The organism is Erythrobacter donghaensis (assembly GCF_001557325.1).
Lineage (GTDB): Bacteria > Pseudomonadota > Alphaproteobacteria > Sphingomonadales > Sphingomonadaceae > Erythrobacter > Erythrobacter donghaensis_B.
In genome coordinates this window covers 1-15862 of sequence record NZ_LSJS01000175.1, presented here as the reverse complement: position 1 = coordinate 15862, position 15862 = coordinate 1, and the positions used below count along the sequence as shown (strand labels likewise).

15 protein-coding genes are annotated in these 15862 nt (G+C 69.7%); 5 read left to right on the top strand and 10 right to left on the bottom strand.

Going from position 1 to position 15862, the window contains the following annotated elements; translation table 11 throughout:
* The coding region (locus tag AX692_RS10350) for a TonB-dependent receptor (protein ID WP_155646309.1) at positions 1-2543 on the top strand (2543 nt) is incomplete at its 5' end.
* Here AX692_RS10350 and AX692_RS10345 read toward each other — a convergent pair.
* On the bottom strand, positions 2540-3580 hold the full coding sequence (locus AX692_RS10345) for a glycoside hydrolase family 43 protein (protein WP_230959573.1): 1041 nt from the start codon (positions 3578-3580) through the stop codon (positions 2540-2542). The genes AX692_RS10350 and AX692_RS10345 overlap by 4 nt on opposite strands.
* Positions 3581-3651: 71 nt before the next feature.
* Here AX692_RS10345 and AX692_RS10340 point away from each other — a divergent pair, with 71 nt between their 5' ends.
* Positions 3652-4752, top strand: a complete 1101-nt coding sequence (locus tag AX692_RS10340) for an aldose epimerase family protein (RefSeq protein WP_073974202.1) — start codon at positions 3652-3654, stop codon at positions 4750-4752.
* Between the two features lie 58 nt (positions 4753-4810).
* Here the strand turns inward: AX692_RS10340 and AX692_RS19655 are convergent, their stop codons facing one another.
* From AX692_RS19655 to AX692_RS10300, 9 genes are all read right to left on the bottom strand, one after another.
* Positions 4811-4984, bottom strand: coding sequence for a hypothetical protein (locus AX692_RS19655; protein ID WP_155644978.1), 174 nt, complete (start codon positions 4982-4984; stop codon positions 4811-4813).
* Between the two features lie 171 nt (positions 4985-5155).
* Positions 5156-5542, bottom strand: a complete 387-nt coding sequence (sdhD, locus tag AX692_RS10335) for a succinate dehydrogenase, hydrophobic membrane anchor protein (RefSeq protein WP_073974203.1) — start codon at positions 5540-5542, stop codon at positions 5156-5158.
* 12 nt (positions 5543-5554) lie between these two features.
* Positions 5555-6553: a GDP-mannose 4,6-dehydratase gene (locus AX692_RS10330; RefSeq protein ID WP_073974204.1), complete on the bottom strand. Its 999-nt coding sequence runs from the start codon at positions 6551-6553 to the stop codon at positions 5555-5557.
* Positions 6550-7644 (bottom strand): CgeB family protein, encoded by a 1095-nt coding sequence (locus AX692_RS10325; protein WP_073974205.1) that lies wholly within the window; start codon positions 7642-7644, stop codon positions 6550-6552. Before AX692_RS10325 ends, AX692_RS10330 begins: the two co-directional genes overlap by 4 nt.
* The gene (locus AX692_RS10320) at positions 7641-8732 is read right to left on the bottom strand and encodes a CgeB family protein (protein ID WP_073974206.1); all 1092 of its coding nucleotides are present in this window, start codon (positions 8730-8732) and stop codon (positions 7641-7643) included. Before AX692_RS10320 ends, AX692_RS10325 begins: the two co-directional genes overlap by 4 nt.
* Positions 8729-9823, bottom strand: coding sequence for a CgeB family protein (locus tag AX692_RS10315; RefSeq protein WP_073974207.1), 1095 nt, complete (start codon positions 9821-9823; stop codon positions 8729-8731). Before AX692_RS10315 ends, AX692_RS10320 begins: the two co-directional genes overlap by 4 nt.
* Positions 9820-10935 (bottom strand): glycosyltransferase family 4 protein, encoded by a 1116-nt coding sequence (locus AX692_RS10310; RefSeq protein WP_230959801.1) that lies wholly within the window; start codon positions 10933-10935, stop codon positions 9820-9822. The genes AX692_RS10315 and AX692_RS10310 overlap by 4 nt, the downstream gene beginning before the upstream one ends.
* The gene (locus AX692_RS10305; RefSeq protein ID WP_073974209.1) at positions 10932-12023 is read right to left on the bottom strand and encodes an NAD-dependent epimerase/dehydratase family protein; all 1092 of its coding nucleotides are present in this window, start codon (positions 12021-12023) and stop codon (positions 10932-10934) included. Before AX692_RS10305 ends, AX692_RS10310 begins: the two co-directional genes overlap by 4 nt.
* Positions 12020-13135: an NAD-dependent epimerase/dehydratase family protein gene (locus AX692_RS10300; protein ID WP_073974210.1), complete on the bottom strand. Its 1116-nt coding sequence runs from the start codon at positions 13133-13135 to the stop codon at positions 12020-12022. Before AX692_RS10300 ends, AX692_RS10305 begins: the two co-directional genes overlap by 4 nt.
* Before the next feature lie 241 nt (positions 13136-13376).
* Here AX692_RS10300 and AX692_RS10295 point away from each other — a divergent pair, with 241 nt between their 5' ends.
* Genes AX692_RS10295 through AX692_RS10285 form a run of 3 tightly spaced genes read left to right on the top strand, consistent with a single transcriptional unit; the run spans position 13377 to position 15690 of the window.
* Positions 13377-13973 carry a histidine phosphatase family protein gene (locus AX692_RS10295; protein WP_073974211.1) on the top strand — a complete coding sequence of 199 codons (597 nt, stop codon included), beginning with the start codon at positions 13377-13379 and terminating at the stop codon, positions 13971-13973.
* Positions 13974-13975: 2 nt separating this feature from the next.
* The gene (locus AX692_RS10290) at positions 13976-14773 is read left to right on the top strand and encodes a TIGR04290 family methyltransferase (protein WP_073974212.1); all 798 of its coding nucleotides are present in this window, start codon (positions 13976-13978) and stop codon (positions 14771-14773) included.
* The gene (locus tag AX692_RS10285) at positions 14770-15690 is read left to right on the top strand and encodes a glycosyl hydrolase (RefSeq protein WP_073977661.1); all 921 of its coding nucleotides are present in this window, start codon (positions 14770-14772) and stop codon (positions 15688-15690) included. Before AX692_RS10290 ends, AX692_RS10285 begins: the two co-directional genes overlap by 4 nt.
* Positions 15691-15862 lie beyond the last annotated feature (172 nt).

Below are 15862 nucleotides of genomic sequence, written 5' to 3'. Positions count from 1 at the left end.
AAATCATCGTCTCGGGCCTGCGCCAATCATTGGAATCGATCCGCAACATCCGCCGCAACTCCGACGAGATCGTCGATGCCGTGGTCGCCGAGGACATCGCCAAGCTGCCCGATCTGAACACCGCCCAGATCGCCGCGCGCATCCCGGGGGTGCAGGTCTACCGGCAGGGGGGCGAGGCCTCCAACGTGCTGGTGCGCGGCCTTCCGAACTTCACCACCACCTACAACGGCCGCGAGATCTTCACCGCCGAGACGCGCATCGTCGCGCTGCAGGACTTCCCGGCCGCCAATGTCGCCGCGCTCGAGGTCTACAAGACCTCCGCCGCCGACCTGATCGAACCCGGCCTTGCAGGCCTCGTTAATGTGCGCTCGCGCCAGCCGCTCGACTTTGCGGACGGGCAGATCGCAGGCTCGGTGTGGGGCCTCTACACCGTGCAGGCCGAAGAGATCACCCCCAACTTCAACCTGCTCGCCACCAAGCGCTGGGACGTGGGCGACGGGGGCGAGTTCGGGATCCTCGTCAACGCCTCGCGGGTCGAGATGACCTATCTCGACGCGGAAATCTCGAACACCGACTTTCTCCAGACCTTCCGCGATGACGGCGGCGACGCGTTGATCCCCGATGCGGGCGCGGGCACGGCGGCGCGCTTCCCCGATATCCAGCGCCTGTTCTACCGCTCGGGCAACCGCGTGCGGCCCTCGGTCAACGCCGCGATCCAGTACAAGCCGAACCCCGATCTCGAATTCTATCTCGAGGGCCTGTGGCAGGGCTTCCGCAACGAGATCGACGACCGCCTGCTCGCCGCCGAGCTGTTCAACGGGGCGCAGGTGGACAGCCTCCAGTTCCGCGAGGGCACCAACATCGTCAGCGGCGGGACCGTGAACGGCCTGCCGGGATCGCTGTTCTCGTTCCAGGGCGCGACCTACAACAAGACCGACACCTACCAGTTCGCAGGCGGGGTGAAGGCGACCTTCGACCGCCTCAACGTCAAGCTCGACATCGCCCGCACCGATAGCACCTTCACCGGATCGACCGAAAGCGTCGACCGCCGCTGGACCGCCGCGCCGGTGATCAATTTCGATACCGAGACCCCGGCTTTCGAGATCACCAATATCGATTTCTCGGACCCCAGCGCGCAGTTCTTCGACGGTCTGTTCGAGGAGAACCAGCGGTCGCAGGGTGACGACTGGCAGCTGCGCGGCGATCTGGAATATCTGGTCGACGGCACGCTGATCCGCAGCATTCAGGCCGGGGTGCGCTACACGGACCGCGATGCGCGGCGCGAATATGCCAACCGCTTCTCCCGTCCCGCCACGCTCACCAATGCGACTGCGCTGCCGGTCGAGTTCGAGGTGTTCAACGGCGTCGATGTCGGCGGCACCTCGGTATGGGCCGCGCCGACCTATGACAGCATCCGCGAGAACATCGCGGAGCTGCGCCAGATCGCGGGCTTCCCGAACGGCGATCCGGTGGCGCGCAATCTGCTCTACACCGCGTCCGAGAAGAACTTCGCGGGCTACGGCCAGATCAACCTCGGTTCGGGCGACATCGAGGGCACCCTCGGCCTGCGCCACACGCGCGTGAAGACCCGCGTCGCCGGCCCCGCTCCGACCGGCATTCCGGCGATCGACGAGGGCAACACCAACGAATCCTGGCTCCCCAACGCCAGCATCCGCGCGCGGGTGACCCCCGAGATTCAGCTGCGCGCGGCGGTCTCCAAGACCCGCACCCTTCCGACCTTCGCCGATTTGAACCCCGCGCTGGTGCTCGGCGCGCCGCCGCCGGGCGGGGTGGGGACCGACAGCAACCCCTATCGCGGCTTCGGGGGCAACCCATTCCTCGAGCCCTTCACCTCGTGGAACTTCGACGTTGCGGCCGAATGGTACTTCGCGCCCGCCGGCTTCGTCTCGCTGACCGGCTTCCACCGCGCGGTCGACGGGTTCATCCAGCCCAACACCTTCCGCATCGACGATCCCACCCTCGGCGTCGTCGAGATCACCGGGCCGGTCAACACCGGCAAGGGGCGGATCACGGGGGCGGAATTGCAGGCGCAGATTTTCGCCGATTTCGAGAGCCTGCCCGATTTCGCGCGCGGCTTCGGGATGCAGGTCAATTTGACCTATATCGACGCCGAGACGCAGCAGCCCGACGGCGCGGGCGGGCTGACCTATCAGCCGATCACCGACCAGCTCAACGGCGTGTCGAAGTGGAACGCCAACATCGTCGGGATCTACGAGCGCTACGGCCTCACCGCCCGCCTCGCCTATAACGACCGCTCACGTTTCCGCGCGACGCAGCAGTTCCGGGGCGACGATGTCTATGTCGAGAACGCGCGGCCCGCAGGGCGTCTGGACCTGTCGCTGTCCTACGACATCAACGAGAACTTCTCGCTGTTCGGCGACTGGACCAACATCACCCGCGAACAGTTCCGGCAGGACTTCACCTCGGCCCGCAACGGCGCGCCCGAGGCCGAATTCATCCGCTACCTGCGCGACGACGAGAGCACTTTGTCGCTCGGCTTCAGGTTCAGGTTCGGCCGCTAGGGCTTTTGCGAAGGACGCAGGCTGGTGCCGATCACCGGCCTGCCCTCCGCATCCCAGCCCAGCGGCGCGATATACATCGCGCGGCCCTTCTTCGCGTTCTGGCACCCGCCGCGCGCGATATGGGCGTGGAACAGGATGAATTGCCTCCCCGCTGCCTCGAACACCGCCTGGTGTCCGGGGCCGCTGAGGCACCCCGCCTTGCGGTCGGTGTAGCTGTAGAGGATCGGGTTCTCGGGCGCATCGGTGCACGGCCCCAGCGGCCCTTCGCAGGTCGCATAGCCCATGGCGTAGGGGCTGAGGCGCTGGTGCGTCTCCCAGCCGAAATGGTTGGCGGAATAGAAGAGCACATAGCCCTCCCCGCGCTGCACCATCGTCGGGCTCTCGATCACGTGCGCCTCCCACGGCTGGTCGTTGGCGAGCAGCGTGACGGGCTCGCCGGTGAGGCCGAGGCCGTCCGGCGTCATGGGCTGGGCATAGATGTTCGTGGGCTTGCCGACCGCGTTCGCATCGGCCTTGTAGTAGAGGTAGAGCTTGCCGTCGGCGTCGCGGAAAGGGCTGGCGTCGATCGTCCCGCCCTGGTCGCGCTGACAGACCAGCGGTGCGGCCGCGTCCGAGGTGAAGGGGCCGAGCGGATCGGCGCTGCTCGCGACACCGGTGCACTGCCTGCCGCTCGCCTTCTCGCGGGCGGTGAAAAACAGCAGGTAGCGGCCCTCCAGCTCCATCACTTCGGGCGCCCAGGTCCAGCCGCGCTGCGCCCAGGCGGGCAGCACCGGCATGGCGTCATGCAGCCGTGCGCCGTCCTTCAAGGGCGTCCAGTTCACCAGGTCCTCCGAGACGGCCATCTGCACATTGGCCTGATCGGCTTCCGCATTGGTGGCATAGGCGAGGTAACGGCCCTGATGGGGCAGCACGAAGGGATCGGGGAAGTTGGCGCGGTAGACCGGGACGAAGGGTTCGGGTTCTTTCGAGCAGGCGGGGGAGACAAGGCTGGCCGACGCGGTGAACGCGGACAGTATGGCAAGGACGGGTTTGCGCAATCGGCACTCCTCGATCATGAACGGGCGGGAATGGCTTGCCCTCGAGATATTATCATATAAATGAGCGCACGATGAAGGAAACCCCCTCCCGGAACCTGCGCCCCGGCGTCCACCGCCGCCTTTTCGGCCACCTGCCCGATGGCCGCGCGGTCGAGGCGGTGACGCTGGTCAATGCGCAAGGGGTAAGCGCGACGGTGATCGCCCATGGCGCGACGCTCCAGTCGATGATCGTTCCCGACCGCGAGGGCAAGCTCGCCGACGTCACGCTCGGCCATGCCACGCTGGCGGAATATCTCGGCAGCACCGCCTATTTCGGATCGAGCGTCGGCCGCGTCGCAAACCGCATCGCGGGCGGACGCTTCCTGCTGGACGGCACCGAATATCGCGTGCCCGCCAACAACGGCCCCAACGCGCTCCACGGCGGCCCCGAGGGCTTCGACAAGGCGCTGTGGGACATTGTCGAAACCGGCGATACGCCTGCGCCTTTCGTCCGCCTCGCCCACACCAGCCCGGATGGCGATCAGGGTTTTCCGGGCACGCTCCAGGTCACCGCCAAATACGCGCTGGGCGATGACGGCGCGCTCGCAATTACCTATCGGGCCACGACTGACCGGCCGACAATCGTCAACATGACCAACCACGCCTACTGGAACCTCGCGGGCGAAGGCGCGGCAACCGGGGCGATGGACCACGAACTGACGATCCCGGCCGAGCACTTCCTGCCCACCGACGATACCGCGATTCCGACCGGGGACTTCGCCCCGGTCACAGGCACCCCCTTCGACTTCCGCGAAGCCCGGGCGATCGGCGCAAGGGTGCGCGACACCACCCACGACCAGATCCGCATCGGCCACGGCTATGACCACAATTGGGTGGTCGACCGGAGCCGCAGCGCTACGCCGCGTCTCCTCGCCCGCCTTGCCCACCCCGCATCGGGCCGGGTGCTCGAAGTGCTTTCGACCGAGCCGGGGGTGCAGTTCTATTCGGGCAACTTCCTCGATGGCAGCCTGGTCGGCAAGCGCCGACAGGCCTATCGCATGGGCGACGGGGTAGCGCTCGAACCGCAGATGTTCCCCGACACCCCCAACCGCCCGGCGTTCGGCTCAATCCGGCTCGGCGCCGGTGAGGAATATTGCCACCGCATCGTCTTCGCCTTTTCGGGAGAAGGATGACAGGCAAACAAAAAGCGCCGACGGCGGGGCCGTCGACGCTCGATCTTTGCCAGCGCGGTCAGGCCGCTGCCGGATGGCGCCGGGCGCCGCCGGTGGTCTCGGCGTAGCTCTGCTCCATCTGCCGCATCTGCGCATGGCGCCACTGGTCGTAGCTGTAGTCAACCTGTTCCTCGGAGGTCTGCACCGTCTTCAGCGTCAGCCTTCCGGTCGAGGATCTGCCATCCTGTGCCATTGTCTGCCTTCTTTCCCTATACTTCGGCCCGCGGGGTTGGAGCGGGGAAGAAATGCAGTGTCGCACGGGGAGCCGGTTGTGCTCCTATCCTGAATTAGCCCGTCGCTGCTCTCTGCCTTCGGTCTGGCGCGTTTGGGCGGAGCGGACCTTAACGGATGACGCAATCCTGCCTCAGGCCGTGCCAAACGCGATCCGCAGCACGCTCAGCACGCCGAACACGCCCGCGACGATGCAGGCCGTCTTGTTGGCCGCCTTCGCCACCGCGCGGCCGAGCGGGGCATGGAGGTAATCGTCGATCAGCTCGTCGAGGCCATATTTCACATGCCGGAAGCTCTCCGCGATCAGCAGCAGCATCAACAGCGTATTGAGCGGATGGGCGAGCCACCCGCTCACCCGCGCGTGCGACAGGTCGGGCAGCAGCAGCACCAGCGCGGTCAGCAGCCAGGCATAGAGCACCACCAGCGCCAGCGAGTTCCAGCGGACCGCGATGAACTCCTCGGCCCCGCCGCCGCCCGGCGGCAGTCGGCGCGTGGCTCTGCGGGTGTCCTGTTCGGGCATGATGTCGCTCCTCTATTCCGCCGCTGCCGGAACCCGCAGCGCTCGGTGTTCCTCGGCGAACCAGGCGTAGGTCTTGTGCAGGCCCTGCCGCAGCGAGGTGCTCGGCTCCCAGCCGAGCCACGCGCGCGCGGTGCTGATGTCGGGGCGGCGGCGCTGGGGATCGTCGGTCGGCAGCGCGTGATGCGCGACCCTGACCGGCGCACCCGCGACCTCGCCCAGCGTCTCGACCAGTTCGGCGATGGTCAGCTCCTGACAATTGCCGATGTTGACGGGCTGCTGATCGGGAAGGTCGGCCTCCATCAGCCGCACCAGCGCGTCGACCGTGTCGTCGACGTAGCAGAAGCTGCGCGTCTGGCTGCCGTCCCCATAGATCGTCAGCCGCTCGCCGGCGAGCACCTGGGCGATGAAATTGGAGATCACCCGCCCGTCATCCACCCGCATGTGCGGGCCATAGGTGTTGAAGATCCGCGCCACCCGCACTTCGGCGCGGCCCATCCGGGCGAAGTCGAAGGTCAGCGTCTCGGCGGCGCGCTTGCCCTCGTCGTAGCAGGCGCGCGGCCCCGTGCAGCTGACATTGCCGCGGTAGGCTTCGGGCTGCGGGTGGACGTCGGGATCGCCATAGACCTCGCTGGTCGAGGCAAGCAGGAAGCGCGCGCCCGACTGCTCGGCCAGCCGCAGCAGGCTGTCGGTGCCGACCACGTTGGTGAGCATGGTGTGCTCGGGATCGGCCTGGTAGAGCACCGGCGAGGCGGCGCAGGCGAGGTTGTAGATGCGGCGGATCGCCGCGCCCTCGCGCAGCACCGCTGGCGGCAGGCCATGGGCGATATCGCCGCGCACGAAGCGGAACCGGGGGTAGCGCGCCAGCGTGTCGAGATTGGCGATGCGCGCGGTCTGGAGGTTGTCGAGGCACAGCACCCGCTCGCCTGCCTCGAGCAGGCGGCGGCACAGGTGCGAGCCGATGAACCCGGCCCCGCCTGCAACCAGCGTCCAGCCTTGCGTGTCTGCAGTCATGCCATCTCTCTCCTGTTGGCTGTGGTGTCGTTGGTGTCCCGCCGCTGCGCGATGGCCGCGAGGAGGTCCGCCTCGAACCGGGCGGCGCGGACCGCCGCGCTGTGCCCGTCGAGCACCGCCGCGCGCGCGGCCTCGCCGATCGCGCGCGCCGGACGGCGGAGCGCCGCGATCACCTCCGCGCTCTTGTCCGCAAGGATGATCGCCTCGCCCGGCGCGAACAGCGTCTCGATCCCCTCCCAGCGGTCGGAGATGATCGGCGTCCCGCAGGCCCCCGCCTCGAACAGGCGCACCGAGGGCGACCACCCGGCCGCGATCATGTCGGCGCGGGTGACGTTGAGCGTGTAGCGCGAGGCCGAGTAGAAGGCGGCGTGCTCGCCAGGCGGCAGATGCTCGATCCGCTCGACATTGGCGGGCCATACGATGTCCTCGGGATAGCGCGGCCCCGCGACGGCAAAGGTCATATCGGGACAGGCGAGTGCAGGCGCTATCAATAGCCGCTCGAGGGTCGGCTGGCGGTCGGGGCTGTAGGTGCCGAGATAGGTGAGGTCCCAGCGGCACTCCACGTCGACCGGGTGGTAGCGCTCAGTGTCGACCGAGCAGTAGAGCGCCCGTGCCGCCCGGGCCCCGTAGTCCTCCTCCAGCCGGGTCAGCACCGGCCCGCCCGAGAAGGAAAAATAGATGTCGAAGTGGGAAATGATGTTGCGCGAGACATAGTCGCACTCCCCCCGGTCCAGCGCCGCGAGGGTAACGGGGGTATCGATGTCGTAGAAGCACACCGCCCCGCGCGCGGCGCCCTGCACGAAGGCGCTCACCGCGATGCCGTCGGGCACGTAGGAGCCGACCATCACCGCGTCCGCCCCGGCAATCTCGCCGCGCCATTGCTCGAGCCCGGCAAGGCTGTCGTAATAGGCGAGGCGGCAGAAATCCGGCGCGGCCAGATCGCGGTGCGCGGCGTACCACGGCACGTCGCGCTCGAGGAACAGCACTTCATGCCCGCGCGCCGCGAACGCCGCCAGCAGCGCGCGGAAAGTGGTCGCATGGCCGTTCCCCCACGAGGACGACAGGCTCAGCCCGAGCACCACCAGCCTCATGCCGCGACCTCGCGGCGGGCCTGGGCGAGCCGGTGCAATTCGCGCTCGACGACACCCGCGCGCAGCTCGTAGGTGTGCTCGCGCCGCACCCGCTCGAGCGCCGCCGCCCCGATCGCCCGCGCGCGCGCCGGGGTGAGCGCGGCGAGGTGCTCGGCCACGTCCTGCCCGTCGCGCGCGACCAGCACTTCCTTGTCGGGTTCGAGGAACATCGGGATCCCCTCCCAGGCATCGGTGATGAGGCAGGCTGCCGCGCCCGCCGCCTCGAACACGCGGGTCGCGGGCGAGAAGCCGACCGCCGCCATCGAATCGCGCGCCACGTTGAGCACCGCGAGCGGGGTGGCGTTGAAGACATTGTGCTGCGCCGTGCCGACATGGCCGATCGCGCGGGTGTTGGCCGGCATCGCCTTGTCTCCCCAGCCATTGCCGCCGATCAGGAAGCTGCGGTGCGGCAGCAGCGATGCGGGGCGCAGGAAGAACTCCTCCACCCGCGCCTCGCGGTCGGGCAGGCGATTGGCGAGGAAGGCGAGATCGCAGGCAAAGCGCGGATCGGGCGGGACAGGCACATGCGTCGTCAGGTCGAGCGCGTTGTAGACCGGCACGCAATCGCGCGCGCCGAAGCCCTTGTAGGCCTCGACCACCGGCGGGCCGCCCCCATAGGTGAACACCATGTCGAGCCGCGGCAGCGCGGCGCGCACCGGGTGGCCCGGATCGCGGCGCATCTCGTCGAGCGTGGCGGCGGCGTCCACGTCCCAGAAGATCGTCAGCGCGTCCTCGCGCGCATGGGCCAGCACGCCTTCGAGCAGTTCCCGGTCATAGACCCCGACCCCGCTCGCCTTGATCACCACGTCGGCACCGCCTGCCTCGGCGAGCGCCCCTGCAAGGCCCTCGGGCGTGGCAGGCCACACCACCACCTGCGCCCATGGCGGCGGGTCGATGTCGCGGTGCGCCTGCCGATCGAAAGCGTCGGGCTCGTAGAAGGTGATGCGGTGCCCGCGCTCGGCCAGCGCGCGCAGCAGCCCGCGGTAATAGGTCGCCGCCCCGTTCCAGTAGGACGACAGCAGGCTCGATCCGTAGAAAGCGATATTCATGCGGTCTCCTTTTGCGGGGCGAGCAGCGCCAGCAGTTCCTCGGCGCGGTGGGCGCAGGTGTGTCGTTGCCGGATCGTCGCGAGGCCATGCGCGGCCAATTGCCCGCGCATTGCCGGGTCGTTGGCGAGCGCTCTGAGGTGTGCGGTCATCTCCGCCCCGTCGCGCGCGACGAGGTAGTCGCTGCCGGGAGAGAACAGCCCCTCGGCATCCTCCCACGGCGCGCAGACCAGCGGAATGCCGCAGGCGAGCGCCTCGAACACGCGGATCGTCGGGATGCCGGGGAGCGCCTCGACGTAGAAGCGGCGGGGGACGTGGACGGTCGCCACCGCCCGCGCGAAGATCGCCGGCGCGCGCGGGTTCGCCGCCCAGCCGCGGTAGCGCGCGCCGTATCGCTCCAGCGCGGCGAGCGCGGCGGCGGGGTAGCGCACCCCGTAGATGTCGAGCGGCAGGTCGGCGGCCGCGGCGGGGGCGAGCAGGAATTCCTCGAGCTCGGCCGAGCGCTCTCCGTCGCCCCAGTTGCCGATCCACACCAGCCCCTCGCGCGGGGCCTCCACGGCAGGCGGGTGGAAGCGGCGGGTGTCGGCGGCCTCGTGCCACACGTGGACACGGCTCCCCCAGCCCCAGCCGCGATAGACCTGCGCCAGCGCCTCGCCGAAGGCCAGCACGCCGTCATAGCCGGTGAGGTCATAGGCGCGCATCGCATCCGGCTCGCTGACAGCGCGGTGGTGGGTGTCGTGGAACAGCAGCCGGAAGCGGCCCCCGCGCTTTCGCAAGGTGCCCAGCCGGGCGACCAGCGCGGGGTCGTTCCATTCATGCACGATCACGCAGTCCGCGCCCTCGACCAGCGCCTCCACGTCGGCATCGGCGGGGTAGCTGACCGAGGCGAGGCGCGGATAGGCGGTCTCGAAGGGCCTGAGACCGGCCGCGCCGTGATCGGCCACGAGATTGGCGCGGCTCCAGGCACCGGCAGGCTCGAAGGCGAGCGCATCGTGGCCGCGCGCCATCAGGTCGTCCATCACCCCGCGCAGGAAATGGGCATTGCCGTGGTTCCAGCACGAGGCGAGCGAGTGGGTGAACCAGGCGATCCTCATGCCGCCACCGCGCGCGTCTTGAGCAGGGGCGCGTAGATCGCCGCCATCCCGCGCGCCATCGCGGCAGGGGTGAAGCGCTGCGCGCGGCCATGCGCCGCCTCGCCCAGTCGCCAGCGCAGTTCGGGATCGCGATGCACCCGGTCGATCGTCGCGGCAAACCCGGCGGCGTCCTGCGCAGGCACGAACAGCGCCGCCCCGTCCCACAGCTCGCGGAAGGTCGGGATGTCCGACAGCACCAGCGCGCAGCCCGCCGAGGCAGCCTCGAGCACCGCGAGGCCGAAGGGCTCGAAGGTCGCGGCCGAAACGAACACCGGCCGCAATTGCAGGAGCTCGGCCAGGCACGCGCCGGGCAGCGTGCCGAGCGCGACCGCGTGGGCGAAGCGCGCCTGCTCGCCGCGCGGGCCCCGCAAGGGCCCCGCCGCGAGCAGGCGCACGCCGCACTGCGCGGCGGCCGCATCGAGCACCGCGGCGTTCTTGGCCGGATCCCACATCCGCCCCACGCTCAGCGCAGCATGGAAGCGGTGGACCTCGCCCGCGATTGCAGGCGCGGGCGGGCGGCCGTTGTGGACGACGACGGGCGAACACGGCAGGCGATAGGTCGCGGCCAGCATCGCGGCGAAGGCGGCGCTCGGGGCGACGGTGGCCGCCGAGCCGGTGAGACCGCGGCGCACGCGCTCGGCGTGCCAGCCGAGCGCGGGGTCGAGCGGGCCGCCACGCGCGCCCTGCCACCAGGTCGCGATGCAGCCATGCGCGACCGTAACCACCGGCACCGGAAAGGCGGCGGCCCCGGCGAGCGCGGGGGAATTGCAATGGACGAGATCGGCGCCGGTCTCGGCTGCCAGTCCGGCGAGCGCCCGCGCGGCCGTCTGCACCTCGCCGGGGCCGTCGCACAGCCAGTCGAGCGGCAGCCCGGTCTCGATCAGGCGCACTCCGGCGGGCAGCTCGGCGCGCAAGGCCTCGCCCGGCGCGGGGCCGAGCAGCGCGAGCGTGACCTCGCAATCGCCCGCGGCCAGCTGCGCGGCGAGATCGCAGGCATATTGCCACACCCCGCCCACCGCATCGGTGGTCATCAGGATGCGGGCCCCTGCAAGGCGGGCGGCGCGAGCGCTCACGCGGCGTGCTCGGGCGAGATCGCGGGGAGCGGCAGCGGCGCGGCGCGGTTGGCGGCGAGCCAGGCGGCCAGATCGGCCAGCCCGCTGCGCCACGGCTTGCGCGGCCCCAGCCCCAGCGCCGCATCGGCGGCGCGCGTGTCGGCGACGAACCAGCGCTGGTCGCCCGCGCGCCACTCGGCGAAGTCGACGCGCGGCGCGGTGCCGAGAATGCGGCGGATCTCGGCCACGAGGGTGAGCAGGCTGACGGCATTCTCCGGCCCGCCACCCCAGTTGAAGGCGCGGCCCGCGATGGCACCGATCCGCTCGAAGGCGGCGATATAGGCCGCGCAGGTATCGCCCACGTCGCACACGTCACGCACCTGATGGCCATCGCCGTAGAGCGTGATCGCCTCGCCCGCGAGCGCCCGCAGCAGGAAGTGCGCGACCCAGCCCTGGTCCTCGGTGCCCATCTGCCGCTCGCCATAGATGCAGCTCATCCGGAACACCGCTGCGGGCATGGCGTAGCTGCGCGCGTAATCGAGCACATACTGGTCCGCCGCGCCTTTGGAGCAGCCATAGGGCGTGTGGAAATCGAGCCTGCGGTCTTCCGCCACACCGTGCCGGGCGAGCGCGGGGTCGCGCGGGACATGGCCCGCATCGGTGCGGCGGAAGGCGATGTCGGCAAGGTCGCCATAGACCTTGTTGGTCGACGCGAAGATCAGCGGCGCGCCGGGGCGATCGAGGCGCAGGGCCTCGAGCAGCGCGAAGGTGCCGCCGCAATTGACCGCGAAGTCGGCCGCCGGGTCGGCAAGGCTGGTGGTGACCGCGACCTGCGCGGCGAGGTGGAAGGCGCCGTCGACCCCCTGCACCGCGCGCGCAATCGCGGCCGGATCGCGCAGATCGGCGATCACCGGCTCGACCAGCGGGCCGTGGCGCGCGCACAGCCAGCCGAGATTGCGCTCGACCCCCGGGCGCGCGAGCGAATCGAGGATCCGCACCCGGCAGCCGCGTGCCAGCAGCCGGTCGGCGAGGTTCGAGCCGATGAAGCCCGCTCCGCCGGTGACCAGCAGGGTCATGCCTTCATCGAGGCGTCCGACCCCTCTCGTCATGCCACCAGCCCGCGCGCTTCGAGTTCCTCGCGCGCCGTGGCGGCGCGGTCCTCGGCGGTCTGCCCGGCGAGCCACTGCGCGAGATCGGCGAGGCCTTCGCCGAAATCCTGCCGCGCCTCGAAGCCCAGCACCTCGCGCGCCAGTGTGGTGTCGCAATAGCAGTGGCGGATGTCGCCGGTGCGCGCCTTGCCGAGGATGTCCGGCTCCAGATCGTTCTTCCCCATCGCCGCGCCGAGCGCCCGGGCGACCTCGCGCACCGAGCGATCCGCGCCCGAGCCGATGTTGAATGTGCCTCCCGCCGCCGCAGGGTGATCGAGCGCATCGGCAAAGGCGCGCGCGACGTCGCCGACATGGACGAAGTCGCGACGCTGCTCGCCGTCCTCGAAGATCATCGGCGGCTGGCCGTTCATCAGCCGCGCGGCGAAGATCGCCAGCACCCCGGTATAGGGGTTGGAGAGCGCCTGGCCCGGGCCATAGACGTTGAACAGCCTGAGGCAGGTGCTCTCGATCCCGTAGGGCGCGGCCATGATGTGGGTCATGCGCTCCTGCACGTATTTGTTCAGCGCATAGACCGAGGAGAGCGCGGGTGCCTTCCACTCGGGGGTGGCGACGGGGGTCAGCGGGCGGCCGCGGGCATCGCACGGATCCCAGCTGCGCTGGCCATCGTGCAGCACGCCCCGCACCGCATCCTCGACCAGCGCGCCGTCGGCATCGCGGTAGAGGCCCTCGCCATAGATGCTCATCGAGGAGGCGGTGACGATCCGGCGCACCGGGTGATCCATCAGCCGTTCCATCAGGATCGCGGTGCCCAACTCATTGGTGGCGGTGTAGCGCGCGGCCTCGTACATCGACTGGCCCACGCCCACTTCGGCGGCGAGGTGGACGACCGCGTCCACCCCCTCGAGCGCGGCGGCGACCGCGTCCGGATCCCGCACGTCGCCGTGGCGGAAGTCGACGTCGGCCGGAAGATCGGCGGGCTGCCCGCCGTTCGGGTGAACCTGCGGGATCAGCGCGTCGAGCACCCGCACCCGCTGCCCCCGCCCCAGCAATTCGCGGGCAAGGTGCCGACCGATGAAGCCGGCGCCGCCGGTTACCAAGATCAATTCCGCCACGTCTTCGCTCTCCCGACAGCCGCTGGTTCTTCTTCAGCTAAGTTCCTAGTCGAAGCGGCGAAGCGATGTTTTAAATGGCGATGCTAATGCATGTTGATTGTGAATTGACCGACAAAAGATTGGATGAACCACCCACTTCAAGAGCTTTCGGAATAATACTCTAACCCACTTTGGAAACATGCCTCCTTTAGGGTACGCGACGAGTCGGCTTCTACTTAGCTCCGCCAGCTTCGGGAGCATCATGACTGCCACTATTCTCCTCGTCCGCCACGCGGCGCATGCGCAGCTCGGCCGCGTTCTCACCGGACGGGGCGGCGACGTGCCGCTGACGCCCGGGGGCCGCGCGCAGGCCGAGGCGCTGGGCGAGCGGCTGGCCGCCGGGCGCCTCGATGCCGTCCACACCAGCCCGGTTCGCCGCGCACGGGAAACCGCCCGCGCCATTGCCGCGGCGGGCGGGCTCGCCGAGATGCTCGTGCCGGAGCTCGACGAGATCGATTTCGGCAGCTGGGCCGGCAAGAGCTTCGCCGAACTTGCCGGCGATCCCGCGTGGCAGGACTGGAACACGCGGCGTGCGCAGGCCTCGCCTCCGGGCGGCGAGAGCATGCGCTGCGTCCAGCAGCGGGTGCTCGCCCACCTGCGCACCGCCGCACGCCGCGGCGCTGGCGCGGTGATCGCGATGGTCAGCCACGCCGACGTGATCCGCGCCGCGGTCGCCGGGGTGCTCGGCCTGCCGCTCGGGCGGATCCTCGGCTTCGACGTCGACCCGGCCTCGGTCACCCGCATCGCCGCGGGCGACTGGGGCGAGCGGGTGATGAGCCTCAACGAGCGCGCGGGGTGAGGATGGCCGACGCCCCCTCCCCCCATGGCCTGCGCGCCCAGGTCGAAGCACTGGCCCCGTGGTTCCAGAACATCGATCTGGGCGGCGGGCTGACCACCGCGCCCGATCACTTCCTCGGCGATTACCCCGCCTTCAAGTACCGCCGCTTCGCCCATGCCCTGCCCGCCGATCTCACCGGCAAGTCGGTGCTCGACATCGGCTGCAACGCGGGGTTCTACGCCATCGAGATGGCCCGCCGGGGGGCGAGGCGCGTGGTGGGCATCGACAGCGACGCGCGCTATCTCGAACAGGCGCGGCTGGCGAGCGATGCGCTGGGCTTCCCCGAGATCGAGTTCGCGCGATGCGACGTCTATGACGTGGCGCAGCTGGGCGAGACCTTCGATCTCGTGATCTTCATGGGGGTGCTCTACCACCTGCGCCACCCGCTGCTCGCGCTCGATCTGATCCGCGAACATGTCGCGGGCGACATGCTGCTGTTCCAGACCATGCAGCGCGGCAGCGAGGCCGTGTTCGACGCGCCCGCCGACCACCCCTTCCACAAGCCCGGCACCTTCGATCCGCCCGCCTACTTCGACGAGCCGGGCTATCCGAAGATGCACTTCATCGAGCGCGAATATGCCGGCGACTGGTCGAACTGGTGGGCGCCCAACGCCGCCTGCTCGCAAGGCCTGCTGCGCGCGGCGGGCTTTGCCATCGAGGCGCAGCCCGAGGCCGAGGTCTATCTCTGCCGCATCGCGCCGGTGCCCTATGCCGATCTGGGCGCGGGGGCGGTCTATCCGGCGCGGGGGGCGCGGACATGATCGAAGCCGCGATGATCTGGAACGAGCCGAACAACAAGTCCCACTGGAACCCCGATCTCGACCCCGACTGGGCGATCTATGCCGACACGGTGATCCGCGCGGGCCGCGCAATTGCCGCCATAAACCCCGCCATTGCCCGCGTATTGGGCGGCATGTCGCCGATCGATCCTGCGTGGGTGGAGAAGATGCGCCGCCACGGGGCGCTGGAGGAGGTCGATGTCGTCGCCGTCCACGGCTTCCCGCTCGACTGGAACCTCTGGCCGATCCACGCCTGGTCCGACAAGATCGCCGAGATCGAGGCGGTCGCCGGGGACAAGCCGGTCTGGGCGACCGAAGTCGGCGTCGGCAGCTTCGGGGCGGACGAGGTGCAGGTCTTCGGGCTCGAACGCACCGCGCAGCTGCTGCTCGGGCGGGTGCCCAACGTCTACTGGTATTCGCTGTTCGACCTGCCGCAGGCCTGGGGCGCCGAGACCCGCCACCGCGAGGCCGAGGGCTCCTCCTACTACCGCCATTTCCACATGGGCCTGATCCGCGCCGACGGGAGCCCCAAGCCCGCGCTCGAAAGCTACGCCCGCGTGGCGGACAGAATGGGCCTGATGCAGTGGTTCCACTTCGAGGATCCGCGATTGGATGATGCGGTCAGGATCATGCAGGACCTCGGCGTGCGCAAGCTGCGCACCGGGCTCAGCTGGGCCGACCGCTTCCGCCCCGGCGCGCTCGACTGGTTCGACCGGCAGATGGAGGCGCTCGCCCCGTTCGAGGTGATGGTGACCTATTGCTTCACCCCCGAGCATCTCGGCGTCGAGGCGCACCACACCTCCTGCGCGCGCGAGCCGCAGGCCTTCGCCGATTTCTGCGCCGAGATGACCGAGCGCTACGCCCCCGCCCGCCCTGCCCGCGCCGCCGTGCGCGCCTGAAAAGAGGAGAATTCGATGCTGTCCCCTGGGGCCCGCGGGATCAAGGTGGCGCTGGTCGGCGTCGGCAATTGCGCCAGTTCGCTGGTGCAGGGCATCGCGCATTACCGCGGCGGGGCGAACGACACGGTGGGGCTGATGCACCGCCGTCTCGGCGGCTACGAGGCGGGCGACC